The organism is Bradyrhizobium sp. SZCCHNR1002, assembly GCF_032381435.1.
Taxonomy (GTDB): Bacteria; Pseudomonadota; Alphaproteobacteria; order Rhizobiales; family Xanthobacteraceae; genus Bradyrhizobium; species Bradyrhizobium aeschynomenes.
This window is the reverse complement of the sequence record NZ_JAUHIS010000003.1, coordinates 595,727-621,394: the sequence shown is the minus strand read 5'-3', so window position 1 is coordinate 621,394 and position 25,668 is coordinate 595,727. Positions and strand designations below refer to the sequence as shown.

Below are 25,668 nucleotides of genomic sequence, written 5' to 3'. Positions count from 1 at the left end.
TGCCGATCACGCCGCCGGGCACCGGTCACATGTGGATGGCACGCTTGCCCACTGCAAGGGCGGCTTCCTTGACGGCCTCCGAGCGGGTCGGATGCGCGTGGCAGGTGCGTGCCAGATCCTCGGCCGAGCCACCGAACTCCATCAATACGGCGGCTTCGTGGATCATCTCGCCGGCCTCGCGGCCGATGATGTGAGCGCCGAGCACGCGGTCGGTCTTCGCATCCGCGAGGATCTTTACGAAGCCGTCAGTGGTCTGGTTGACCTTGGAACGGCCGTTCGCGGTAAACGGAAACTTGCCGACGGTATAAGCAACTCCGGCCTGCTTCAGCTCGTCCTCGGTCTTGCCGACGGAAGCGACTTCCGGCGTGGTGTAGACCACGCCCGGAATGACGTCGTAGTTCACGTGGCCGGCCTGGCCGGCGAGGATCTCGGCGCACGCGACGCCTTCATCCTCGGCCTTGTGCGCGAGCATCGGGCCGGCGACGACGTCGCCGATGGCATAGACGCCGGGCACGCTGGTCGCGAAATGATGATCGATCTGGACGCGGCCGCGATTGTCGAGCACGACGCCGGCTTCTTGCAGGCCGAGGCCGTCCGTATAGGGCACGCGGCCGATAGCGACGAGCACGACATCGGCCTCGATCTTCTCGGCAGCGCCGCCGGCTGCCGGCTCGATTGTCGCGGAGAGAGTCGCGCCGGAGGTGTCGACGCCGGTGACCTTGGCGCCGAGCTTGAACGCAAAACCCTGCTTCTCGAGGATGCGCTGGAACTGCTTGGCGATCTCGCCGTCCATGCCCGGAAGAATCCGGTCGAGGAATTCGACCACCGTGACCTTGGCGCCGAGCCGGCGCCACACCGAGCCGAGCTCGAGGCCGATCACGCCGGCGCCGACCACGAGCAGGCTCGACGGCACCTTCTCCAGCGCCAGCGCGCCGGTCGAGGACACGATGCGCTTCTCGTCGATCTCGATGCCCTTGAGCCGCGCGATGTCCGAGCCGGTCGCGATGACGATGTTCTTGGTCTCGACGGTCTGCACCGCGCCGTCATTGGCGGTGACCTGAACCTTGCCGGTGCCGAGGATCTTGCCCTTGCCCTGGAGGACGTCGATCTTGTTCTTCTTCATCAGGAACTCGACGCCCTTGGTGTTGCCGTCGATGCCCTGCTGCTTGAAGTTCATCATCGAAGGCAGATCGACCTCGGGCTTCGACACCTTGATGCCCATCTTGGCGAAGGAGTGCCCGGCCTCCTCGAACAGCTCGGAGGCGTGCAGCAGCGCCTTCGAGGGCATGCAGCCGACGTTGAGGCAGGTGCCGCCGAGGGTCGCGTTCTTCTCGACCACCGCCACCTTCATGCCGAGCTGCGCCGCGCGGATGGCGCAGACATAACCACCGGGGCCGGTGCCGATGACGACGAGATCGTAGTTAGCCATGATCGAATGTTCCGTAAGCTTGTAGTCAGAGATGATGACGGTCGTCAGCGTCCGCCCGACACGTCGAGAATGGCCGAAGTGACGTAAGAAGCTTCGTCCGACAACAGCCAGACGATGGCATTGGCGATTTCCTCGGAGGTGCCGACGCGCTTCATCGGCACCAGCGGGGCGAGGCGATGGGCGCGATCGGGCTCACCGCCGGAGGCGTGAATCTCAGTGTCGATCAGGCCGGGACGAATGGCGGCGACGCGGATGCCTTCATTGGCGACCTCGTGGCCGAGGCCGACGGTGAAGGAGTCGATCGCGCCCTTCGACGCCGCGTAGTCGACATAGGTATTCGGCGAGCCGAGCTTGGCGGCGACCGACGACAGGTTGATGATCACCCCGCCCTGCCCGCCATGCCGCGTCGACATCCGCTTCACGGCTTCACGTGCGCACAGGATGCTGCCGGTGACATTGACCGCCATCAAGCGCTCGATGCGCTCGGCGCTCATCTCGTCGACGCGCGTCGTGGGGCCGACGATGCCGGCATTGTTGATGAGGGCGCCGAGCGTCCCGAATTTATCCGCCGCCTTGAACAGAGCGAGGATGTCGTGCTCGCGGCCGACGTCGCATTTCACCGCGATCGCCTTGCCGTTCTTGGCCTCGATCGCGGCCACCGTGCTCTGCGCCGCGGCTTCGTTTGACGCATAGCCGACCACGATCTTGAAGCCGCGCGACGCGGCCGCAATGGCGGTGGCGCGCCCGATGCCACGGCTTCCGCCGGTGATGACTGCTACCTTGTCGGTCATATCAGTCCTCGCTCCTCAACGTCCCAGTCCGCTTTGACCTCAAGAACTCGCGCGATCGATGAACGTCCAGTTGGTGGTCAGATCGGGGTCCTCGATCGTCTCGCCAGTCGAACGCAGTGTGTAGCGTCCGCGGCTGGCGACGCGAAATGCCGGCAGATGCGGTGGCAGCGTCATGGTCTGACCTGTCCATCGCTTGCCTTCGCAGACGATCTCGATGCCTGCCGGCGTCGCGCCAGTGATCCGTCCCCAACATTGAACCTGTGACGTCACGGTCTCTCCGTCGGCAGCAAGATACGTGATGCCTGCCAGCACCAGCAGTCCGACAAGGCCATCTGCCTCGTCCTGGTCCCAGGGTGGAGGCTGGCTGCCGTCGGGAATATCCGACGGCATCCAAGGGGGACGCGCCGTGGCATCGTCTGACACAGCGCGCCGTCCGTCAGAGATCCAGCACGAGCCGCGCCGGATCTTCCAGGCTTTCCTTGACGCGCACCAGGAAGGTCACGGCTTCCTTGCCGTCGATGACGCGGTGGTCGTAGGACAGCGCCAGATACATCATCGGGCGGACCTCGATCTTGCCGCCGACCACGACCGGACGCTCCTGGATCTTGTGCATGCCGAGGATGCCGGACTGCGGCGCGTTCAGGATCGGGGTCGACATCAGCGAGCCGTAGATGCCGCCATTGGTGATCGTGAAGGTGCCGCCCTGCATCTCGTCGATCTTGAGCTGGCCGTCACGGGCGCGGCGGCCGAAATCAGCGATGCCCTTCTCGATGTCCGCGATCGACTTGTGGTCGCAGTCGCGCACCACCGGCACGACCAGGCCCTTGTCGGTGCCGACGGCGACGCCGATGTGGTAGTAGTTCTTGTAGATCAGGTCGCTGCCGTCGATCTCGGCGTTGACGGCCGGGATGTCCTTCAGCGCCTGCACGACGGCCTTGGTGAAGAAGCCCATGAAGCCGAGCTTCGAGCCGTGCTTCTTCTCGAACACGTCCTTGTACTGGCTGCGCAGCGCCATGACGTTGGTCATGTCGACCTCGTTGAAGGTCGTCAGCATCGCCGCGGTGTTCTGCACGTCCTTCAGGCGGCGCGCGATGGTCTGGCGCAGCCGGGTCATCTTGACGCGCTCCTCGCGGGCGGCATCGTCGGCCGGCGACGGCGCGCGGACCTGCACGGAGGCGGCGGGCTGATTGACCGGGGTCGGCGCCGAGGCGGCGCGCTCGATCGCGGCCAGCATGTCGCCCTTGGTGACGCGGCCGTCCTTGCCGGAGCCGGGAACGGTGGTGGCATCGACGCCGCTCTCGGCGGACAGCTTCCGCACGGACGGGGCCTGCGGCGTATCGGCCGGCAGCGCCTTGGCCGGGGCGGGAGCGGCAGACGGAGCAGCAGCAGGCTTCGCCGGAGCCGCAGCGGATGCAGCAGCCGCCGGCTTTGCAGCGGCAGCGCCATCGGTGATCTGGCCGAGCAGCGCACCGACGGCAACGGTCTCACCATCCTTGGCGATGATCTCGCCCAGAGTCCCGGCTGACGGCGCGGGCACCTCGATCGTCACCTTGTCGGTCTCGAGCTCGACGAGCGGCTCGTCGACCGCAACGGCGTCGCCGGCCTTCTTGAACCAGCGGCCGATGGTGGCTTCGGTGACGGATTCACCCAGCGTCGGAACGCGAATTTCAGTCATGATCTTTATCCTCAATAACCCGTGCGGTCATAAAGTCCGTCCGCCATCGCCTTGCGGCGAGCAAGCGATGCGGGACGGACAATCAACGCGATGGACTTGTACTTGCGCCCCGCAGACCGCGGGGCGCCCTTCAAAGGCAGGTTCAGTTCAGGGCTTCGTCGAGCAACGCCTTGAGCTGGGCGAGATGCTTGGACATCAGGCCCGTGGCGGTCGCCGCCGACGCGGCGCGGCCGGCATAGCGCGGACGCTTGCTCTTAGCCCCGGTCTGGTTCAGCACCCACTCGATATACGGCTCGATGAAGTGCCAGGCGCCCATGTTGCGCGGCTCTTCCTGGCACCACACCACCTCGGCGTTCTTGAAGCGGCCGAGCTCGGCGACCAGCGCCTTGAGCGGCACCGGATAGAGCTGCTCGATGCGCATCAGATAGACGTCGTTCAGCCCGCGCTTCTCGCGCTCGTCGTAGAGGTCGTAATAGACCTTGCCCGAGCACAGCACGATGCGGCGGATCTGATCGTCCGGCACCAGCTTGGTCTTGTCGTCCGCCTGCATCTGGGCGTCATCATACAGGATGCGGTGGAAGGTCGTGCCCTTGGCCAGCTCTTCCAGCCGCGACACCGCGCGCTTGTGGCGCAGCAGCGACTTCGGCGTCATCACGATCAGCGGCTTGCGGATCTCGCGATGCAGCTGGCGGCGCATGACGTGGAAGTAGTTCGCCGGGGTGGTCGGGTAGACCACCTGCATGTTGTCCTCGGCGCACATCTGCAGATAGCGTTCGAGGCGGGCCGACGAATGCTCCGGCCCCTGTCCCTCATAGCCGTGCGGCAGCAGGCAGACCAGGCCGGACATGCGCAGCCATTTGCGCTCGCCCGAGGAGATGAACTGGTCGAACAGCACCTGCGCACCGTTGGCGAAGTCGCCGAACTGCGCCTCCCACAAGGTCAGCGCGCTCGGCTCGGCCAGCGAGTAGCCGTATTCGAAGCCGAGCACGGCCTCTTCCGACAGCAGCGAGTTGATGACCTCGAAGTGGCCCTGCTCGCCCGCCAGATGGTTGAACGGCGTGTAGCGGCTCTCGTCCTCCTGGTCGATCAGCACCGAGTGGCGCTGCGAGAAGGTGCCGCGCTCGCAATCCTGACCCGACAGGCGCACCTTGTGGCCTTCGAGCAGCAGCGAGCAGAACGCCAGCGCCTCGCCGGTCGCCCAGTCCAGCCCGATGCCGCTGTCGATCGCCTTGGCACGGTTTTCCAGGAAGCGCTGGATCGTGCGGTGCAGGCGGAAGCCGTCCGGCACCTTGGTGATCTTGCGGCCGATCTCCTTGAGGCGGTCGATCTCGACGCCGGTGACGCCGCGACGCGCTTCCTCTTCCTGGTCGGCGGACTTCAGGCCCGCCCACTTGCCGTCGAGCCAGTCGGCCTTGTTCGGACGATAGGAGGTGCCGGCCTCGAACTCGGCGTCGAGACGGGCGCGCCAATCGGCCTTGGCCTTGTCGAGCTCGCCCTCGGTCATCACGCCCTCGGCGACCAGACGCTTGGAATAGATCTCCAGGGTCGACGGGTGGCCGGCGATCTTCTTGTACATCACCGGCTGGGTGAACGCGGGCTCGTCACCTTCGTTGTGGCCATGCCTGCGGTAGCAGAACATGTCGATGACGACAGGCTTGTGGAATTTCTGCCGGAACTCGATTGCGACCTTGGCCGCGAACACCACGGCCTCCGGGTCATCGCCGTTCACGTGGAAGATCGGCGCATCGATCATCTTGGCGACGTCGGACGGATACGGCGACGAGCGCGAATAGCGCGGATAGGTCGTGAAGCCGATCTGGTTGTTCACGATGAAATGAATCGAGCCACCAGTGCGGTAACCCTTGAGGTCCGACAGCGCGAAGCATTCCGCGACGACGCCCTGGCCGGCAAACGCCGCGTCGCCATGCATCAGCAGCGGCAGCACCGAGATGCGCATGTCCGGCGGATCGCCGTGCTGGTCCTGCTTGGCGCGGACCTTGCCGAGCACCACGGGGTCGACGATCTCGAGATGCGAGGGGTTGGCGGTCAGCGACAGATGGATGCGGTTGCCGTCGAACTCGCGGTCCGAGGAGGCGCCGAGGTGATACTTGACGTCGCCCGAACCTTCGACCGCGTCCGGGTTGGCCGAGCCGCCCTTGAACTCATGGAACAGCGCCCGGTGCGGCTTGCCCATCACCTGGGTCAGCACGTTCAGGCGGCCGCGATGCGGCATGCCCAGCACGATCTCCTTCACACCGAGATTGCCGCCGCGCTTGATGATCTGCTCCAGCGCCGGGATCAGCGACTCGCCGCCGTCGAGGCCGAAGCGCTTGGTGCCCGTGAACTTGACGTCGCAGAACTTCTCGAAGCCCTCGGACTCGACGAGCTTCTGCAGGATGGCGCGGCGTCCCTCGCGGGTGAACGAGATTTCCTTGTCCGGACCCTCGATTCGCTCCTGGATCCAGGCCTTCTGCGCCGCATTGCTGATGTGCATGAACTCGACGCCGAGCGTCTGGCAGTAGGTGCGCTCGCAAATCGCGACGATCTCGCGCAGGGAGCCGTATTCGAGGCCAAGGACGTGATCGAGGAAGATCTTGCGGTCGTAGTCGGCTTCCGTGAAGCCGTAGGAGCGCGGGTCGAGCTCCTCGCGGTTCTTCGGCGCCTCGATGCCCAGGGGATCGAGCTTGGCGTGGAAGTGGCCGCGCATGCGGTAGGCGCGGATCAGCATCAACGCGCGGACCGAGTCACGGGTGGCCTGGTTGACGTCGGCGACCGACAGTTCGACGCCCTTGGTCTGGGCCTTGGCGGCGATCTTCTCGCCGACCTTCTTCTCGACCACGGCCCAGTTGCCGTCGAGCGCGGAGGTCAATTCGTCGCGGGGGGAGACCGGCCAGTTGCTGCGCGCCCAGGAGGGGCCCGACGCATTCTTCTGCACGTCGGCCGGCGCGTCCTTCAGGCTCTTGAAGAACTCCTGCCACTCCGGATCGACCGAAGCGGGGTCCTTCTCGTAGCGGGCGTAGATCTCATCGATGTAGGTGGCATTGGTGCCCTGCAGAAAAGACGACAGGGCGAAGGCAGCGTTCGCATCTTGGCGAGACATGGTAGCGTCCTGGTAATTTCGATGCGCCCAATGAAAACGGCGCAATGCCTGACCCACGTGAGACGCGGGTCAGGCTCGGGTTAGGACGGTTTACCTTATTCTTTGTAAATATTCGCGCCGAAAAGCACTAAGTCCTGAATCAGGATTTCAACTTTTCGACAAGCGTCTTGCCGAGGCGCGCGGGCGACGGAGAGACTGTAATACCTGCAGCTTCCATCGCCGCGGTCTTCGAGCCGGCATCGCCCTTGCCGCCCGAGATGATGGCTCCGGCATGACCCATGCGCCGGCCGGGAGGGGCCGTGACGCCGGCAATGAACCCGACCATCGGTTTCTTGCGGCCGCGCTTGGCTTCGTCCTTGATGAACTGCGCCGCGTCCTCCTCAGCCGAGCCGCCGATCTCGCCGATCATGATGATCGAGGTGGTCTTGGGGTCGGCCAGGAACATCTCCAGCATGTCGATGAACTCGGTGCCCTTGACCGGGTCGCCGCCGATGCCGACCGCGGTGGTCTGGCCGAGGCCTTCGGAGGTGGTCTGGAACACCGCCTCATAGGTCAGCGTGCCGGAGCGCGACACGATGCCGACCGAGCCGGGCTTGAAGATGTTGGCCGGCATGATGCCGATCTTGCACTCGCCGGCGGTCATGACGCCCGGGCAGTTCGGCCCGATCAGCCGCGACTTGGAGCCCACAAGCGAGCGCTTGACGCGGACCATGTCCAGCACCGGGATGCCCTCGGTGATGCAGACGATCAGCGGGACTTCCGCGTCGATCGCCTCGCAGATCGCATCGGCTGCGCCCGGCGGCGGCACGTAGATCACCGACGCGTCGGCGCCGGTGGCTTCGCGGGCCTCCTTGACGGTGTCGAAGACGGGCAGGCCGAGATGGGTCGAGCCGCCTTTGCCCGGCGAGGTGCCGCCGACCATCTTGGTGCCGTAGGCGATCGCCGCCTCGGAGTGGAAGGTGCCGTTCTTGCCAGTGAAGCCCTGGCAGATGACCTTGGTGTTCTTGTCGATGAGGATGGACATCGTGCTTTCTCTAAGAGCGTTGCGGTGAGGGTGAAGCGAGCGCCTGAACCGGCGCTCAGCCTCCCTTGACGGCCTTGACGATCTTCTGCGCGGCGTCGTCGAGATTGTCGGCGGGCAGCACGTTCAGACCGGACTCGCTGATGATCTTCTTGCCGAGATCGACATTGGTGCCTTCGAGGCGCACCACCAGCGGCACCTTCAGACCGACTTCCTTCACCGCGGCCACGACGCCCTCGGCGATGACATCGCACTTCATGATGCCGCCGAAGATGTTGACCAGGATGCCCTTCACGTTCGGGTCGGCGGTGATGATCTTGAAGGCCGCCGCGACCTTCTCCTTGCTGGCGCCGCCGCCGACGTCAAGGAAGTTGGCGGGCTCCATGCCATAGAGCTTGATGATGTCCATCGTCGCCATGGCAAGGCCCGCACCGTTGACCATGCAGCCGATGGTGCCGTCGAGCGCGACGTAGTTGAGGTCGTACTTCGACGCCTCGATCTCCTTGGCATCCTCCTCGGTCTCGTCGCGCAGCGCGACGACCTCGGGGTGCTTGAACAGCGCGTTGGAGTCGAACGACACCTTGGCGTCGAGCACGCGCAGCTGGCCCTGCTTGGTGACGACCAGCGGGTTGATCTCGAGCATCGCCATGTCCTTGGCGACGAACGCATTGTAGAGCTGCGTCGTCAGCTTCTCGGCCTGCTTGGCGAGGTCGCCGGAGAGCTTCAGCGCCTTGGCGACGGCACGGCCGTGATGGCCCATGACGCCGGTGGCCGGATCGACCGAGAAGGTGATGATCTTCTCAGGCGTGCTGTGCGCGACGTCCTCGATGTTGACGCCGCCTTCGGTCGACACCACGAACGCGACCTTCGAGGTCTCGCGATCGACCAGCAGCGACAGATAGAATTCCTTGTCGATGTCGGAGCCGTCCTCGATGTAGAGGCGGTTGACCTGCTTGCCGTCCGGACCGGTCTGGACCGTCACCAGTGTCGCGCCGAGCATCTGCTTGGCGAAGGTGTTGACCTCGTCGATCGACTTGGCGAGGCGGACGCCGCCCTTGTCGCCGGCCGAGGCCTCCTTGAACTTGCCTTTGCCACGGCCACCGGCGTGGATCTGGCTCTTCACGACCCAGACCGGACCGCCGAGCGTCTTCGCCGCCGCATCCGCATCCTCCGGACGGAGAACCGGCACGCCCTTGGAAATCGGCACGCCGAACTCGTGCAGCAGTGCCTTGGCCTGATATTCGTGAATGTTCATAAGCGCTTGCTCCCCGAACCCCCGCTGGGGTGGTGACGTCTATAAGTGTTTTGCGGATGCTTGGTATACCATATACCAAGCATCCTGCAACTCATCGGAACGGGCTAATCGCCCGCTCTGCTACCTTCAGCGGCCGAGCAGGTCGGGCGCGATCTTCTTGCAGGCGTCGACCAGGCCCTGGACAGCGCCGACCGACTTGTCGAACGCCTCGCGATCCTTGCCGGCCAGCTCGATCTCGACGATACGCTCGACACCCTTCGAGCCGATGACGACGGGCACGCCGACATACATGTCCTTCACGCCGAACTCGCCATTGAGGTAGGCCGCGCAGGGCAGCACGCGCTTCTTGTCGCGCAGATAGCTCTCGGCCATCGCGATCGCCGACGCCGCCGGAGCGTAGTAGGCCGAGCCGGTCTTGAGCAGGTTGACGATCTCGGCGCCGCCATTGCGGGTGCGGTCGACGATCTCGTCGATGCGGGCCTGTGAGGTCCAGCCCATCTTGACGAGGTCGGGCAGCGGAATGCCGGCGACGGTCGAGTACTTGGTCAGCGGCACCATCGTGTCGCCATGGCCGCCGAGCACGAAGGCGGTGACGTCCTCGACCGAGACGTTGAACTCATCGGCCAGGAAGTAGCGGAAGCGGGCCGAGTCGAGCACGCCGGCCATGCCGACGACCTTCTTGGCCGGCAGGCCCGAGGCCTTCTGCAGCGCCCAGACCATTGCATCGAGCGGGTTGGTGATGCAGATGACGAACGCGTCGGGGGCGTACTTCTTGATGCCGGCGCCGACCTGCTCCATAACCTTCAGGTTGATCGACAGCAGATCGTCGCGGCTCATGCCGGGCTTGCGCGGCACGCCCGCGGTGACGATGCACACCTTGGCGTTGTCGAGCGCTTCGTAGGAGTTGGCGCCGGTGTAGTGGGCGTCGAAGCCGTCGACCGGCGACGACTGCGCGATGTCGAGCGCCTTGCCCTGCGGAACGCCTTCGGCAATGTCGAACATCACGACGTCGCCGAGCTCCTTGAGGCCGACGAGGTGAGCCAGCGTTCCGCCGATCTGACCGGAGCCAATCAAAGCAATCTTGTCGCGCGCCATGGCAAATTTTCCTTTGAACCCGAAGGGGTGAGGGAGGTTGAAAAGTCGAGTGGGTGGTTATCCCTTTCGCCCGGGCCGTTCAAGTCACGCTATGGCCAATTGACGGGCGTGCCTTGATTTCGATCAGGACCGGGCGGCGGCTGCTGATGATCCTTTCAGCATGATTGACGTGGCCTTTTCGCGGCTGTGTGCCCGGCGGCGGGCGCTGCCCGAAAGATCAGGTGTTTGTCAGGTTTCGACCAGGCCCGTAGAAGTCCCGGATGCGGCCGAATCCTTCCGGCCGTGCGGCAGCGCGAGGTAGGACTCCGAGCCCATCTCGATCAGGCGCGACGACGTGCGCTTGAACTCCATCGCCTCGATGCCATCGCTGGCGACGTAGAGCGAGATCGGATCGGCCTCGGCCGAGGCGATCAGCTTGACGGCATTGTCGTACAGCGTGTCGATCAGGGTAATGAAGCGCTTGGCGGCATTGCGCTCGGCCAGATCCATCACCGGGACATGGTCGATCAGGATCGTATGATAGTCGTGCGCCAGCCGCAGATAATCGGACGCGGCGAGCGGCTTCTCGCACAGATCGGCAAAGCCGAAGCGGGCGACGCCGTTGGCCGAGCACGGAACGTGCAGGATGCGACCCTTGATCGTCATGTCGCGCGACTTGCAGCGGGCGTTGCCGGTCAGCCGGCCCCACGCCTTGTCGAGCGCGGCGCGCGCATCGGCGTCCGCCGGCATCAGCCACATCTTCACGCCCGCCAGCTTCTCGAGCCGGAAATCCGTGCGCGCATCCAGCCGCACCACATCCATGTGGTCGGCGATCTGCTTGATGAAGGGCAGGAACAGCGCGCGGTTGAGGCCGCCTTTGTAGAGGTCCTCCGGCGCGACGTTGGACGTCGCCACCACAACCGTGCCGAGCTCGAACAGTTTTGCGAAGAGACGGCCGAGGATCATCGCGTCGGCGATGTCAGTGACGTGGAATTCGTCGAAGCAGAGCAGCCAGGCCTGGTCGAAGATCGCCTGTGCGGTGAGCGCGATGACATCGGCGTCGGCAAGTTCGCCGCGCGCGATGTTCTGGCGATAGCCGTAGATGCGCTCGTGCACCTCGGCCATGAATTCGTGGAAATGCGCGCGGCGCTTGTGCTCGACCGGACAGTTCTGGAAGAACAGGTCCATCAGCATGGTCTTGCCGCGGCCGACCTCGCCATGGACATAGAGGCCGCTCGGCGGCTCGCTCTTGTCGGAAAAGAGGCGACCGAACAGGCTCTGCTTTCGCGCCGGCTTATAGGTGGAGAGGCGCCGCTCCAGCGCCGCCAGGGCATCGGCGACCTCGGCCTGGGCCGGATCGGCTTCGATCGCGCCGGTGTCGACCAGCGACTGATATTGCGCGCGGAACGCGTCTGAGGGAGTGGACAGCATGAGCCCACTCTAGGTCATGAGACTAACGGAAAATGCAATCCGCAAATGGTGGAAGCCGCCATGCAGCCGGGCCGTGGGATCGTGGTATATGGCACGCAAACGCCGCCGCGGGAGTTAGTCCGCGGCTAACGACGTCTGGCTTCCGTCAATCTGGCTCGCGTCAGCCGCAACCTCAGGCGGCGCACAGATCGTAGGCGTCCTCGACGACATAGGGCCCGCCTCCCGTGGAAGCACGGGACGAGAACAGCACGAAACGCTCGGCCATGAACACCCGGCTCGGGAAATAGCCGCGGACCGAGAGATAGTCGGCGACATCCTGGCTGGAGGCATCGTGCAGCCGCGCCAGCGTCACATGAGGCACGAACTTGCGGCCCTCCGGGTCGAGCCCGATCCGCTGCATCATCCGCTCCAGCTCGGCCTGCAGCTCGATCAGCGGCCGGCTCGGCGCGATGTTGGCAACCACCGCGCGCGGCTTGCGGCCGCCGAAGCTGGAGAGGCCCTGCACCGTCACCTCGAACGGCTTGCGGTTCACCCGCCACAGCATCGCGGCGATCTCGTTGGCGGAGGCGCCGTCGATGTCGCCGATGAAGCGCAAGGTCACGTGATAATTTTCAGGATCGATCCAGCGGGCGCCGGGAAGGCCACCCCGCAGAGTGGAGAGGGTCTGGCCGACTTCGGCCGGGATCTCCAGTCCAGTAAACAGACGCGGCATCGTTTCAGGACTCCCGATGCTGGAGGCTGATCTCGAAAGGTGACGAGATCATGCCTTGACGAGATGATCGACGACGAATCGCCGATGCAACATTCCTACCGAACTTATATGACTCCGCGACGGAAGCAGCGTTAACGCCGTGAAAACCTGCGGAAAACCCGGTCCTTAAGGTTATCGCAAATGTCCGGCCGGCGGCTTCGTTCCGTCATTGCCCACGAAGCGGACGCAGGAATGCTTCCGCCGTAGGCAGCATCCGGGCGACGATGATGTCGACGCCCGCAGCGGTGGGATGGATGCCGTCCGCTTGATTGAGCTTGGCGTCGGCGGCGACGCCGTCCAGGAAGAAAGGGTACAGCGGCACGCCGAATTCCTTGGCGAGATCGGGATAGATCGCATTGAACTTGGCGGCGTAGTCGCTGCCGTAATTCGGCGGCGCCAGCATGCCGCACAACATCACGGCGATGCCGCGCGCCTTCAGCTTGGTCACGATCTCGGTCAGCGCCTTGCGGGTGACGGCGGGGTCGATGCCGCGCAGCGCATCATTGGCGCCGAGCTCGACGATGACCGCCTCGGTGCCGTCGGCCACTGACCAGTCGAGCCGGTCGCGGCCGCCGGAGGAGGTGTCGCCGGACACCCCGGCATTGGTCATGTCGACCTTCAGCCCCTTGTCATTCAATGCCTTTTGCAGCTTGGCCGGAAACGCATCCGACGCGGACAGGCCGAGCCCGGCGCTCAAGGAGTCGCCGAGCACGACGAGCTTGATCGGCCTGGCGGGGTCAGCGCCGGCGAAGGCGGGTCCGACTGTCATCAAGGCGAGCATCAACACGAGTATGTGCACGAAGATGCGTCCGCGCCCCTCGACCCGGCTTGCGGAGTTGCCATATGACCGAGCCATGGACAGTCTCATCGAAACCTCGCGTTTGGCCGGCACAGCGCCGGACACCATTACCATCTCCAACGTCAACCTCTCGCTCGGCACCGGCGCGGCGCGGGTTCACATCCTCAAGGATATCAGCCTGCGGGTGGGACAGGGCGAGACGATCGGCCTGATCGGCCCCTCGGGATCGGGGAAGTCCACGCTGCTGATGGTGATGGCGGGGTTGGAACGTCCTGACAGCGGTGAGGTGGTGGTCGGCGGCACCGCTTTCAATGCCCTGGACGAGGACGCCCTGGCCCGGTTCCGCGGCCGCCAAGTCGGCATCGTTTTCCAGTCCTTTCATCTGATCCCGACCATGACCGCGCTGGAGAACGTGGCGGTGCCGCTGGAATTGGCCGGCCATTCTGGCGCCGCGGAGCGCGCCGCCCGCGAGCTCGAGCAGGTCGGCCTCGGCCACCGGCTGAACCACTATCCGACCCAGCTGTCCGGCGGCGAGCAGCAGCGGGTGGCACTGGCCCGCGCCCTCGCGCCAGATCCGGCGATCCTGGTCGCGGACGAGCCGACCGGCAATCTCGACGAGACCACCGGGCGGCAGATCGTCGACCTGCTGTTCACCAAGCATGCCGAGCGCGGCATGACGCTGGTGCTGGTGACCCACGACAGCGGCCTTGCGCATCGCTGCGATCGCGTCGTGCGGCTGCGCTCGGGGCGGATCGAGGCCGACGGCGGCACGCACGAGCCTGCCGACGCATGAGCACGATGGCGGAACCGATCTCCGGCCGGCGCATGGCGGCTCTGCCGGTGCGCTACGCCTTGCGCGAGCTGCGCGGCGGACTGCGCGGCTTCTACGTCTTCATCGCCTGCATCGCGCTCGGCGTGCTGGCCATCGCCGGCGTCGGCTCGGTGGCGGCAAGCCTCAATGACGGATTGGTGCGCGAGGGCCGTACCCTGCTCGGGGGCGACGTGGCGTTCTCGCTGTTTCAGCGCGAGGCCAAGCCCGAGGAGGTCGCATTCCTCCGCTCGCGCGGCCAAGTCTCGGTTGCGGCCACCTTGCGGGCCATGGTGCGCGCCAGCGACGCCAAGCTGGCGCTGGTCGAGCTCAAGGCCGTCGACAACGCCTACCCGCTGCTCGGCAAGGCCGAGCTCCAGCCCGACCTGCCGCTCAGCGACATCCTGGCCGAGCGCGACGGCGCGTTCGGCGCGGCCGCCGACCCGGCGCTGCTGGCACGGCTGGACCTGAAGATCGGCGACATCGTCACCATCGACACCGTGCGTTTCCAGATCCGCAGCGCGCTTGCTGCCGAGCCGGACAAGCTGTCCGGCGGCATCGGCCTCGGGCCGCGCTTCCTGGTCAGCGAAGCGGGCCTGCGAGCCACGCCGCTGCTGCAGCCCGGCAGCCTGGTGCGCTGGACCTACCGGGTCCGGCTGCCCGACAATGCCACCGACGATCGCGCCGCGGCCTCCTTCATCGCCGATACGCGCCTGACGCTGCCCTCGGCCGGCTGGGAGATCCGCAGCCGCAGCAATGCCTCGCCGCAGCTGGAGCGGACGATCGGCCGCTTCACCCAGTTCCTGACCCTGGTCGGCCTTGCCGCGCTGCTGGTCGGCGGTGTCGGCGTCGCCAATGCGGTCAAGAGCCATGTCGATCGCCGCACTGAAGTCATCGCGGCGTTCAAGGCGCTCGGCGCCACCAGCCGCGATGTGTTCGGCATCTATCTGGTGCAGGTGATGGTGCTCGCCATGATCGGTTCGATCATCGGACTCTGCGCCGGCGCCGCCCTGCCCTTCGCCATCGTCGGGCTGTTCGGCAAGATCCTGCCGCTGCCGGTGATCCCGGCGGTGCACCCGGACGAGCTGGCGCTGTCCTTCCTCTACGGCCTGCTGACCGCCCTGGCGTTCGGTCTGTGGCCGCTCGGGCGGGTGCGTGACGTGCCTGTGGCCGCGCTGTTCCGCGAGGCGGTGATTGCCGAATGGCACCGGCCGCGCTGGAGCTATCTGGCTTTGATTTCGGCCACCGTGGTGCTGCTGATCGCCGTCGTCATCGGCCTGTCCTACGACAAGCGCATCGCCGCCGTGTTCGTCGTCGCGGCCGCTTTGGTGTTCGTGCTGCTGCGGGGCATTGCCGCCGGGGTGATGGCGATGGCGCGCGGGCTGCCGCGCAGCCGTTTCCCGATGCTCCGGCTCGCGGTCAGCAACATCTATCGCCCGGGCGCGCTGACGCCGTCAGTGGTGCTGTCGCTGGGATTGGGACTGGCGGTGCTGGTCACGATCACCCAGATCGACGGCAATCTGCGGCGGCAATTCCTGGCGCAGCTGCCGGAGCAGGCGCCGTCATTCTTCTTCATCGACGTGCCCTCAGGCGAGGCCGACCGCTTCCGCGGCTTCCTCAAGGAGCTGGCGCCGCAATCCACGGTCGACAACGTGCCGATGCTGCGCGGACGGATCGTCTCGGCCGGCGGCGTCCGCGCCGAGGATCTCAAGGCGACACACGACACCGAATGGGTACTGCAGAGCGACCGCGGCCTGACCTACACCGGCGAGATCCCGAAGGGCTCCAAGGTGGTCGAGGGCGAATGGTGGGGCGAGAATTACAGCGGCCCGCCGCTGGTCTCGATCGAGAAGCGGATCGCCGATGGTCTGGGCCTCAAGCTCGGCGACGACATCGTCGTCAACGTGCTCGGACGCGACATCGCGGCGCGGATCGGCAACATGCGCACGATCGACTGGCAGGGGCTCGGCATCAATTTCGTGCTGGTGTTCTCCCCGAACGCCTTCAAGGGCGCGCCCCACACCCACGTCGCCACCCTGACCGAGGCGCACTCCGACGCCGTGGAGGACGCCCGCGTCATTCGCAAGGTGGCCGACGCCTTCCCGATGGTGACGAGTGTGCGCGTCCGCGAGGTGATGGAGACGGTCGGCTCGGTCGTGTCCAACCTCGCGCTCGCGATCCGCGGCGCCAGCGCGGTGACGCTGATCTCGGCCATCCTGGTGCTGGGCGGGGCGCTGGCTGCCGGCCACCGCCACCGGGTCTACGATGCGGTCATCCTGAAGACGCTGGGCGCCACCCGGCTGCGGCTGCTCGGCGCCTACGCGCTCGAATATCTGATGATCGGTTTTGCCACCGCGGCGTTCGGCGTGATCGCGGGCTCCATCTCCGCCTGGCTGATCGTGACCCGGCTGATGACCTTGAGCTTCGCCTGGCAGGCCGGCAGCGCCGCGCTGGTCGTGCTCGCGGCGCTGGTGGTGACCGTGGGCCTCGGTCTCGCCGGGACGCTGTTGGCGCTCAACCAGAAGCCGGCAACGGTTCTTAGGAACCTTTGAGGAATTGCGCGCGGGGAATTGCGCGCTCATGCCGCACGGTTAACGGGTTTTTCACGGCGCAAACGCGTGCGGAGCGACATTCAGCCGCGCGTGGAAGCTTGCAGCGATTATGCTAGTTTCCCATTTAAGTATCGGGCTCAGAGAGCCGCCAAGAGACCCGCCTAAAGATGGCGAATTTGCCGATGACGCAAATTTAATATCGATGGTAGCGGGTATGAGATAGGGTTTTTCGAGAACCGGCTAAAGGTCCTGCCAGGATCGGACTGCCGGGCAACCAACGGGAATTCGACCATGTCGGACCTAGACCGCAACTATGCTTCACCCTTTGGCCGGGTGGCCGGGCGCGCCGATGCCGCGACCGTCGACGCCGGTCTGCGCGCCTACATGCTGCGCATCTACAATTACATGAGCATCGGCCTGGCCATCACCGGCCTCGCGGCGCTCGGCGTCTACATGGCGTCGGTGACCGGCGATCCGGCGGCCGGCGTATCCAAGATCGGCAACGCCTATCTGACGCAGTTCGGCTACGCGATGTTCGTGAGCCCGCTGAAGTGGCTGTTCATCCTGGCCCCGCTGGTCATGGTGTTTGCCATCTCCGCTGGCATCAACCGCCTCGCGCCGTCGACCGCACAGATCCTGTTCTGGGTGTTCTCGGCCTTGATGGGCATCTCGCTGTCGTCGATCTTCCTGGTGTACACCCACACCTCGATCGTGCGGGTGTTCTTCATCACCGCGGCGACGTTCGGTGCGCTCAGCCTGTACGGCTACACGACCAAGCGTGACATGACGGGAATGGGTTCGTTCCTGTTCATGGGCCTGATCGGCATCGTGCTGGCGAGCCTCGTGAACCTGTTCCTGGCGAGCTCGATGCTGCAGTTCATCGTCTCGGTCATCGGTGTGTTCGTGTTCGCCGGCCTCACCGCCTGGGACACGCAGCGCCTGAAGAACGAGTACATCTACGGCTACGCCTCCGCGGGCGGCGACGTCGCCGAGCGCGCAGCGATCACCGGAGCCCTGTCGCTGTACCTGAACTTCATCAACCTGTTCACGCTGCTGCTGCAGCTGCTCGGACAGCGCGACTGATCCGATTGCTCGCAAGACGAGCGATCAACCAAAGCCCCGGCCTCAGCGCCGGGGCTTTTCGTTTGTCGAGGCGGCTGAGAGCATGCCGCGCGCCGGGAACGGCAGCCATGCCGCGACGATGTTGATCGGCCGCTTCGCCCTGGTATTGTTCCACCCATGTCCGACATCGAGATCCGGCCCACCCAGGAGGCCGACCTTCCCGCCATCACCGCCATCTACAGCCAGGCCGTCCGCGAGGGCACGGCCACCTTCGAGCTCGACGCGCCCGACCTTGCGGAGATGACCCGCCGCTTCCGGACGCTCAGCGACGGCGGCTTCCCTTACTTCGCTGCCCTGCTGGATGGGCAGATCGTGGGCTACGCCTATGCTGGCCCTTACCGGCCGCGGCCCGCCTATCGCTTCACGGTCGAGAACTCTGTGTATCTCGCCCCCGCCAGCCAGCGCCGCGGCATCGGGATGCGGCTGATGCGGACGCTGATCGCAGCCTGCGAGGAGCGAGGATTTCGGCAGATGGTCGCGGTCATCGGCGACTCCGCCAATGCCGGCTCGGTCGGGCTGCATACCGCCTGCGGCTTCGAGATGATCGGCACCCATCCGAGCGTCGGCCTGAAATTCGGCCGCTGGCTGGATACCGTCATGATGCAGCGAGCGCTTGGACCGGGCAGCAGCAACATCCCGGCATAAACGGCGCGGCTAGCGTGGGCGCCGGCTCAGACCAGCGCCGGCTTCGGCGCGATCACCAGCAGCACGCGCTCCAGCTCGTGGCCGCGGCGCAGGATCAGGCCGGTGGCCGAGATCACGCTGTACATGCCCTGCTTGCGCGCCAGCCGCGGATCCTTCTCGATTCGGTACAGCGGCACCTCGGAGGCGCGGCGGAAGACCGAGAACACAGCGCGGTCGCGCAGGAAATCGATCGAGTAGTCGCGCCACTCGCCGTCGGCGACCATCCGGCCGTAGAGATTGAGGATGCGGTTCAGCTCGAGACGATCGAACGTCACCCGGTTAGGCGCTGCGGCCGCATTGCGCGCCGCCGCGCGGTTCTCGCTGGGATCGGCGTCCTCCGGGGTGAGGTTCATGAGCGTCCTCCTGTCATCTGTGTGACATGATCGCGCCAACCGACGGAAGCCGCAAGGGGCGGTTTTCATTATCGAACTTGGCAGCATCCGGCTCGCACGCGAGTTCCCCGAACACGCAAGCGTCACGGGATCGTTAGCGGAATCATAATCGCGCCGCGTTTCCGCCCAGGGACTGCCCCCGACGTTAGGCATAAGATTCATGTGCGTTGGCCCGGTCCTTTCGGTTCCGGATTCCTCAGCCCCCAGCCCCCCGGGGTCGTCAGGATCGGGTCTATTCACAAGTAAGGCAAAGGGCCAACGCAAGTTGGTCCTTTTGCTTTTTGGGCGGTGAGCTTGCGCAGGGATCTTGCAACGCGCCCATTGGGACGACGCCGCGGACGAGCCGCAGAGCAGCGCGCGAGCGGTAAGCGGCGAGCGGGCTCAGCGCTCGGGAGCGCGCACCGTTGCGGCGGCTCGGCTGACCAATGGCAGGTCTGAATGGGCCGCGCCGAGCATCAGGCCTGGCCGGTCGCGGCTGCCGTCCTGCACATAGACGACGGCACCATCGACGCCCTCGCGGACGATCTTCTCCAGCGGCACGCTCCAGCTCGCCGACGAGCCATTCCAGTCGCCCAGCTTCATCACACCGCGAACGACGTTGTAATAGGTCAGCTCCCGGCCGCCATTCTCGCCGCGCGCGACCTGGATCGGAACGACGCGCGCGATCGAGCACACCCAGACCTCGCCGTGCTTGCGCGCCGCATGCTGGTCCGCCGCGGCCACCGACACCGTCAGCTCCTGGCCTTCGATCGACAGGCTGACCGGGACCGACATCACGGCACCGCCCCGAGCAGTCTCCTCGATGGCGCCTTCGATCGCGTCGCGATCGCTGCCGATCACATGCAGCGAGCCATTCACCACGGCCTGCGGGGTGTAGACCTCACGATCCCCGCGGGCTCGCGAATAGGCCCGCTGCCGCGCCGTAAACCGCGAGTCTGCCAGGGTGTCCTTCCAGCCCAGATAATCCCAATAATCGATCGGCAGGGACAGGGCGATGACGGAGGGGTCGCGGGCGAGGTCGCCGAGCAACTTGTCGGCGGGCGGGCAGGATGAGCAGCCCTGCGACGTGAATAGTTCGATCACCGCACGCGGATCAGCAGCCGCCGGCCGGACGAAAGCGATGACCGCACAGACACCCAGCGCCGCGCGCGACCACCACGTCATCTGTCCACTCATCGCCACTGTCCCGTCTGGACCACCGTCCGCTGCGCCCTAGCGCATCACCATATCCGCGATGCCGTCCTCGTAGTTAACAAACCGAAAATGCAAAGGAGGCGGCCTTTGTCATAGGCCGCCTCCTTCATCACCCGCTACTCACTTCAGAGTGAGCCAAACTGTCGCATCGCGCTTTGGTTAAGCAGCCAGCTTGCGCAGCACGTAGTGCAGGATACCGCCGTTCCGGTAGTAGTCCAGCTCGTCCAGCGTATCGATCCGGCAGAGCAGCGGCACCTGCTGCGCCGCACCGTTGGACGAGATGATCTCGGCGGTCAGGGTCTGGCGCGGCTTGAGATCACCTTGGAGACCCTTGATGGTGACCTTCTCGTCACCCTTCAGGCCGAGCGAGGACCACGACGTGCCCTCGTGGAAGGTGAGCGGCAGCACGCCCATGCCGACCAGGTTCGAGCGGTGGATGCGCTCGAAGCTCTGGCAGATCACGGCGCGAACGCCAAGCAGCCGGGTACCTTTGGCGGCCCAGTCGCGCGACGAGCCGTTGCCGTATTCGGCGCCGGCGAACACCACCAGCGGCACGCCCTCTTCCTGGTACTTCATGGCGGCGTCGTAGATCGACATCTGCTCGCCGTCGGGCCAGTGCTTGGTCAGGCCGCCCTCGGGGATGTTGCCGTCGGCGCCCTTGAGCATGAAGTTCTTGATGCGGATGTTGGCGAAGGTGCCGCGCATCATGATCTCGTGATTGCCGCGGCGGGTGCCGTACTGGTTGAAGTCGGCCGGACGGACCTGGTGCTCGCTGAGGAACTTGCCGGCGGGCGAGGTCAGCTTGATCGAACCGGCCGGCGAGATGTGGTCGGTGGTGATCTTGTCGCCGAACAGCGCCAGCACGCGAGCCTCGACGATGTCCTTGATCGGCTCCGGCTCCTTCTTCATGCCCTCGAAATACGGCGGGTTCTGCACGTAGGTCGACGACATGTTCCAGCGATAGGTCTCGCTCTCGACGGTCTTGATCTTGCGCCAGTTGGTGTCGCCCTTGAACACGTCGGCGTAGCGCTTCTTGAAGATCGAGGCCTTCACGAACTTCTTGACGAAGTCATTGACTTCCTTGGTCGTCGGCCAGATGTCCTTCAGGTAGACCGGCTTCTTGTCCTTGCCGATCCCGATCGGCTCGACAGCGAGGTCCTTGGTCACGGTGCCCGCCAGCGCGTAGGCGACGACCAGCGGCGGCGAGGCCAGGTAGTTGGCCTGCACGTCCGGCGAGACGCGGCCTTCGAAGTTGCGGTTGCCCGACAGCACCGCCGCTGCGACGACGCCATTTTCGTTGATCGACTTCGAGATCTCCTCCGGCAGCGGACCCGAATTGCCGATGCAGGTGGTGCAGCCGAAGCCGACCAGGTTGAAGCCGACCTTGTCGAGGTCCTTCTGCAGGCCGGAGTTCGCGAGGTATTCGGCAACCACCTGGCTACCCGGAGCCAGCGATGTCTTCACCCACGGCTTGGCCTTGAGGCCCTTGGCCGCGGCGTTGCGGGCCAAGAGGCCGGCGCCGATCAGCACGCTCGGGTTCGAGGTGTTGGTGCATGAGGTGATCGCGGCAATGACGACGTCGCCATGGCCGATGTCGAAATCCTTGCCCTCGACCGGGAAGCGCTGCTCCGCGGCGTCCGGCTTCTTGTACTCACCGGCCAGCGCGGTCGCGAAACCTTCGGCCACCGCGGGGAGCGCGATGCGGCCCTCGGGACGCTTCGGACCGGCCATCGACGGCACGACGTCGCCGAGATCGAGGTTCAGCGTCTCCGTGAACACCGGGTCAGGCGACTTGGCGGTGCGGAACAGGCCTTGCGCCTTGGCATAGGCCTCGACCAGCGCGACGCGCGGGCCCTTGCGGCCCGAGGTCTTGAGATAGTCGATGGTCGCGGTGTCCACGGGGAAGAAGCCGCAGGTCGCGCCGTATTCCGGGGCCATGTTGGCGATGGTCGACTTGTCGGCGACCGAGAGATGGTCGAGGCCGGGGCCGAAGAACTCGACGAACTTGCCGACCACGCCGAGCTTGCGCAGCATCTGGGTGACGGTCAGCACGAGGTCGGTCGCGGTGACGCCTTCCTTCAGCGCACCGGTCAGCTTGAAGCCGACGACGTCAGGCAGCAGCATCGACAGTGGCTGGCCGAGCATGCAGGCCTCGGCCTCGATGCCGCCGACGCCCCAGCCGAGCACGGCGAGACCGTTGACCATGGTGGTGTGCGAATCGGTGCCGACCAGCGAATCCGGATAGGCGACCTCGAAGGTGCCCTTGGTGCGGCCGATCGTCATCTTCTCCTTCTTGGTCCAGACCGTCTGCGCCAGGTATTCGAGGTTGACCTGGTGGCAGATGCCGGTGCCGGGCGGCACGACGGAGAAGTTCGAGAACGCCTTCTGGCCCCACTTCAGGAATTCGTAGCGCTCCTGGTTCTGCTTGTACTCCTCGGCGACGTTCTTGCCGAACGCCTTGTTGTCACCGAAGTAGTTCACGATCACCGAGTGGTCGATGACGAGGTCGACCGGGACCAGCGGGTTGATCTTCTCGGCATCGCCGCCGAGCGCCTGCATGGCGTTGCGCATCGCCGCGAGGTCGACCACGGCGGGCACGCCGGTGAAATCCTGCATCAGCACGCGCGCCGGGCGGAAGGCGATCTCATGCTCCAGCGACTTCTTGCGCAGCCACTTCGACACCGCGACGATGTCGTCCTTGGTGACGGTGCGGCCGTCCTCGTTGCGCAAGAGGTTCTCGAGCAGCACCTTCATCGAGTACGGCAGCTTCGAGATGTCCTTGAGACCGTTCTTCTCGGCTGTGGGCAAGCTGTAATAGATGTAGCTCTTCGTTCCGACCTTGAGGGTCTTGCGACACTTGAAGCTGTCGAGCGAGGTCATGCGTGGGAATCCCAATTGATCTGTATACCCCGAGGGGGTATTTTCGAACCGTCAGCGCGAGGCGCCGGATGGCTTGCAGCGGGCGATTGTGTGCTGCATCAAGGTCGGGCTTATAGAAGCTTTCTAACTGCGTCGCTACAGAGACAATCAAGTCCCGGCGTGGCATCACCCACAAATTCTCACACGCTAGCCATCAATTTCGTAAGGGCTGTCACGACGAGCCATGCAGCTGTCTTCACCACCGTCTCCGAGGCTGTTCGGACAAGACGTCAGATGCGTGCGCGGCGGCCGCGAGGTGTTCTCCAGCCTTGCCTTCGAGGCGCGCGCGGGCGAGGCGCTGGCCGTGACCGGGCACAACGGCGCGGGCAAGACCTCGCTGCTGCGGCTGATCGCGGGGCTGCTGCTGCCGGCCGGCGGCACCATCGTCATCGAGGGCGGTGAGGGCGAGCTGACGGTGCCGGAGCAGGCGCATTATCTCGGCCACCGCGACGCGCTGAAGCCGGCGCTCAGCGTGCGCGAGAATCTCACGTTCTGGGCCGACTTCCTCGGCGGCGGAATGATCAGGCCGATCCCCGATTGCCTCGCCGCCGTCGGCATCGCGCACGCGATCGACCTGCCGGCCGGCTACCTCTCCGCCGGCCAGCGCCGCCGGCTGTCGCTCGCGCGCCTGCTCGCGGTGCCGCGCCTGCTGTGGCTGCTCGACGAGCCGACCGCCGCGCTCGACGTCGCGGGCCAGACCATGTTCGCGGGGCTGATGCGCGAGCATCTCGCCGGGGGCGGGCTGATCGTCGCCGCCACGCACGGGCCGCTGGGCATCGATACGCTTGAGCTGCGGATTGGAGGCGCTCAATGACCCTCCCTCGCTGCGTCACCATCCCACCCGCCGCCCTCTCCGTTCCCTCCCCCCTTGTGGGGGAGGGTCAGGGAGGGGGGTGCCCCACGACGCGCTCTGATTTGTTCGCAAAGAACCAACTGCGACAAACACCGGCCCCTCGGCTCCCCTCCCCCTTGCGGGGAGGGGTCGGGGGTGGGGGTCCACACGGGCAGTCTCACCCGGAGCCACCCCCCTCCCTAGCCCTCCCCCACAAGGGGGGAGGGAAAGCGGTGTGCGCAGGGAGAGAGCGCGCCTCACACCTAGGCAGGGCAGCGTCGACATCCCAGAGCCAACCCGCATGACCGCCCTCGGTGCCCTCATCCGCCGCGACATCAAGATCGCGCTGCGCATCGGCGGCGGCGCGCTGATCGGCGTGCTGTTCTTCCTCACCGTGGTCGTGCTGATGCCGTTCGCGGTCGGCCCCGACCTCGCCCTGCTCACCCGGCTCGGCCCGGCCATTCTCTGGCTCGGCGCCCTGCTGTCCAGCCTGCTCACGCTCGACCGTCTCTTCACCGCCGACCACGACGACGGCTCGCTCGACCTGATCGTCATGAGCCGGACACCGCTGGAACTCGCCTGCGCTGCCAAGGCGCTGGCGCACTGGCTCGCCGCCGGCCTGCCGCTGGTGATCGCGACGCCCGTGCTCGGCCTGCTGCTGAACCTCGACGCGACCGCGACTGGCGCCGTTGCGCTGACACTATTGGCTGGCACACCGGCGCTGACCTTCATCGGCATGATCGGGGCGGCGCTGGCGGTGACCATGCACCGCGGCGGCCTGCTGCTCGCCGTCCTGGTGCTGCCGCTATCGATCCCGGTGCTGATCTTCGGCGTCGCGGCGTCGCAGGCGGCCATCGTCGGCCCGCTGCCGTTCGGCGCGCCGTTCTCGATCCTCTGCGCGCTCTCGCTGGTCAGCTTCGTGATCGGCCCGTTCGCGGCTGCAACCAGCCTGCGCAACGGCCTGGACTAACGGAACACCGGCGGGGTTTGACCATGATCAACTCTTGCCGAGCCGCGCCGTGCTGATGGACTGCAACCGTTTCCGCCTTTAACAAGGGTCTCATGTCGCTGATCGACCTCGCCAATCCCACCAGATTCCTCGCGCTGGCCGCGCGCCTCTTGCCGTGGCTGGCCGTGGTCACCGTCGTGCTGCTGGCCGCCGGCCTGTACCTGTCGGCGTTGGCGCCGGACGACTACCAGCAGGGCGCGACCGTCAAGATCATGTTCATCCACGTGCCCAATGCGTGGCTGTCGATGTTCGTCTGGGGCGTCATGAGCATCGCCTCGCTGGGCACGCTGGTGTGGCGGCACCCGCTCGCCGACGTCGCCGCCAAGGCCGCCGCGCCGATCGGCGCCAGCTTCACCTTCCTGGCCCTCCTCACCGGCTCGCTGTGGGGCCGGCCGATGTGGGGCACCTATTGGGAGTGGGATGCGCGGCTGACTTCGGTGCTGATCCTGTTCCTGATGTATCTCGGCCTGATGGCGCTGTGGCGCTCTGTTGAAGACCCGACCCGCGCCGCGCGCGCTGCGGCGGTGCTGACGCTGGTCGGCGCCATCAACCTGCCGATCATCAAGTTCTCCGTCGACTGGTGGAATACGCTGCACCAGCCGGCATCGGTGATGCGGATGGGCGGGCCGGCGCTCGACAAGTCGTTCCTGATTCCGCTGCTGGTGATGGCGATCGGCTTCTCGTTCCTGTTCGTCACCTTGCATGTTGCGGCGATGCGCAACGAGATCCTGCGCCGCCGCGTGCGCAGCCTGCAGATGCTGCAGGCGCGGGCCTACAGCGGCAGCGCGCCGGCCGGCGGCGCGACCGGCCAGATCGCGGGAGCCGCCTGA

General features: G+C 65.8%; 21 protein-coding genes. 7 read left to right on the top strand and 14 right to left on the bottom strand.

Annotated features, from left to right (window positions below):
* Positions 1-25: 25 nt before the first annotated feature.
* From lpdA to QX108_RS19080, 11 genes are all read right to left on the bottom strand, one after another.
* On the bottom strand, positions 26-1,429 hold the full coding sequence (gene lpdA, locus QX108_RS19130; RefSeq protein WP_315781292.1) for a dihydrolipoyl dehydrogenase: 1,404 nt from the start codon (positions 1,427-1,429) through the stop codon (positions 26-28).
* Positions 1,430-1,473: 44 nt separating this feature from the next.
* Positions 1,474-2,220 (bottom strand): SDR family oxidoreductase, encoded by a 747-nt coding sequence (locus QX108_RS19125; RefSeq protein WP_315781290.1) that lies wholly within the window; start codon positions 2,218-2,220, stop codon positions 1,474-1,476.
* Positions 2,221-2,259: 39 nt separating this feature from the next.
* Positions 2,260-2,643, bottom strand: coding sequence for a hypothetical protein (locus QX108_RS19120; RefSeq protein ID WP_315781288.1), 384 nt, complete (start codon positions 2,641-2,643; stop codon positions 2,260-2,262).
* A gap of 13 nt (positions 2,644-2,656) precedes the next feature.
* Positions 2,657-3,895, bottom strand: coding sequence for a 2-oxoglutarate dehydrogenase complex dihydrolipoyllysine-residue succinyltransferase (gene odhB, locus QX108_RS19115; RefSeq protein WP_315781285.1), 1,239 nt, complete (start codon positions 3,893-3,895; stop codon positions 2,657-2,659).
* A 142-nt stretch (positions 3,896-4,037) separates the two neighbouring features.
* Positions 4,038-6,995, bottom strand: coding sequence for a 2-oxoglutarate dehydrogenase E1 component (locus QX108_RS19110; protein ID WP_315781283.1), 2,958 nt, complete (start codon positions 6,993-6,995; stop codon positions 4,038-4,040).
* Positions 6,996-7,134: 139 nt separating this feature from the next.
* A complete protein-coding gene (gene sucD, locus QX108_RS19105) occupies positions 7,135-8,019 on the bottom strand; it encodes a succinate--CoA ligase subunit alpha (RefSeq protein ID WP_172112915.1) in 885 nt (294 codons plus the stop codon).
* 55 nt (positions 8,020-8,074) lie between these two features.
* Entirely contained in the window at positions 8,075-9,271 is a 1,197-nt protein-coding gene (sucC, locus tag QX108_RS19100; RefSeq protein WP_172112916.1) for an ADP-forming succinate--CoA ligase subunit beta, read from the bottom strand.
* Between the two features lie 126 nt (positions 9,272-9,397).
* The gene (mdh, locus tag QX108_RS19095; protein ID WP_172112917.1) at positions 9,398-10,366 is read right to left on the bottom strand and encodes a malate dehydrogenase; all 969 of its coding nucleotides are present in this window, start codon (positions 10,364-10,366) and stop codon (positions 9,398-9,400) included.
* A 228-nt stretch (positions 10,367-10,594) separates the two neighbouring features.
* Positions 10,595-11,776 (bottom strand): cell division protein ZapE, encoded by a 1,182-nt coding sequence (gene zapE, locus QX108_RS19090; RefSeq protein ID WP_315781281.1) that lies wholly within the window; start codon positions 11,774-11,776, stop codon positions 10,595-10,597.
* 172 nt (positions 11,777-11,948) lie between these two features.
* A complete protein-coding gene (gene thpR, locus QX108_RS19085; RefSeq protein ID WP_008964385.1) occupies positions 11,949-12,488 on the bottom strand; it encodes an RNA 2',3'-cyclic phosphodiesterase in 540 nt (179 codons plus the stop codon).
* Between the two features lie 205 nt (positions 12,489-12,693).
* On the bottom strand, positions 12,694-13,326 hold the full coding sequence (locus QX108_RS19080; protein ID WP_315781373.1) for an arylesterase: 633 nt from the start codon (positions 13,324-13,326) through the stop codon (positions 12,694-12,696).
* Between the two features lie 55 nt (positions 13,327-13,381).
* On the opposite strand from QX108_RS19080, the gene QX108_RS19075 reads away from it, so the two are divergent.
* The 4 genes from QX108_RS19075 (at position 13,382) to QX108_RS19060 (ending at position 18,453) form a co-directional block, all read left to right on the top strand.
* The gene (locus tag QX108_RS19075; protein ID WP_315723599.1) at positions 13,382-14,119 is read left to right on the top strand and encodes an ABC transporter ATP-binding protein; all 738 of its coding nucleotides are present in this window, start codon (positions 13,382-13,384) and stop codon (positions 14,117-14,119) included.
* Positions 14,116-16,686, top strand: coding sequence for an ABC transporter permease (locus QX108_RS19070; RefSeq protein WP_315781276.1), 2,571 nt, complete (start codon positions 14,116-14,118; stop codon positions 16,684-16,686). The genes QX108_RS19075 and QX108_RS19070 overlap by 4 nt, the downstream gene beginning before the upstream one ends.
* 291 nt (positions 16,687-16,977) lie before the next feature.
* Positions 16,978-17,769 (top strand): Bax inhibitor-1/YccA family protein, encoded by a 792-nt coding sequence (locus tag QX108_RS19065; protein ID WP_172133649.1) that lies wholly within the window; start codon positions 16,978-16,980, stop codon positions 17,767-17,769.
* Between the two features lie 156 nt (positions 17,770-17,925).
* Positions 17,926-18,453, top strand: a complete 528-nt coding sequence (locus QX108_RS19060) for a GNAT family N-acetyltransferase (protein WP_315781275.1) — start codon at positions 17,926-17,928, stop codon at positions 18,451-18,453.
* A gap of 26 nt (positions 18,454-18,479) precedes the next feature.
* On the opposite strand, the gene QX108_RS19055 is transcribed toward QX108_RS19060, so the two are convergent.
* The 3 genes from QX108_RS19055 to acnA all read right to left on the bottom strand — a co-directional run bounded on the left by QX108_RS19055 (position 18,480) and on the right by acnA (position 22,958).
* Positions 18,480-18,845: a DUF2794 domain-containing protein gene (locus QX108_RS19055; RefSeq protein WP_315723593.1), complete on the bottom strand. Its 366-nt coding sequence runs from the start codon at positions 18,843-18,845 to the stop codon at positions 18,480-18,482.
* Between the two features lie 420 nt (positions 18,846-19,265).
* A complete protein-coding gene (locus QX108_RS19050; protein ID WP_315726548.1) occupies positions 19,266-20,048 on the bottom strand; it encodes a DUF1223 domain-containing protein in 783 nt (260 codons plus the stop codon).
* A gap of 189 nt (positions 20,049-20,237) precedes the next feature.
* Positions 20,238-22,958, bottom strand: coding sequence for an aconitate hydratase AcnA (gene acnA, locus QX108_RS19045; protein ID WP_315781273.1), 2,721 nt, complete (start codon positions 22,956-22,958; stop codon positions 20,238-20,240).
* Between the two features lie 223 nt (positions 22,959-23,181).
* Here acnA and ccmA point away from each other — a divergent pair, with 223 nt between their 5' ends.
* The 3 genes from ccmA to QX108_RS19030 all read left to right on the top strand — a co-directional run bounded on the left by ccmA (position 23,182) and on the right by QX108_RS19030 (position 25,668).
* Entirely contained in the window at positions 23,182-23,811 is a 630-nt protein-coding gene (ccmA, locus tag QX108_RS19040) for a heme ABC exporter ATP-binding protein CcmA (RefSeq protein WP_315723589.1), read from the top strand.
* Positions 23,812-24,130: 319 nt separating this feature from the next.
* Positions 24,131-24,799, top strand: a complete 669-nt coding sequence (gene ccmB / locus QX108_RS19035) for a heme exporter protein CcmB (RefSeq protein ID WP_315723587.1) — start codon at positions 24,131-24,133, stop codon at positions 24,797-24,799.
* Between the two features lie 92 nt (positions 24,800-24,891).
* Positions 24,892-25,668, top strand: a complete 777-nt coding sequence (locus QX108_RS19030) for a heme ABC transporter permease (RefSeq protein WP_315781272.1) — start codon at positions 24,892-24,894, stop codon at positions 25,666-25,668.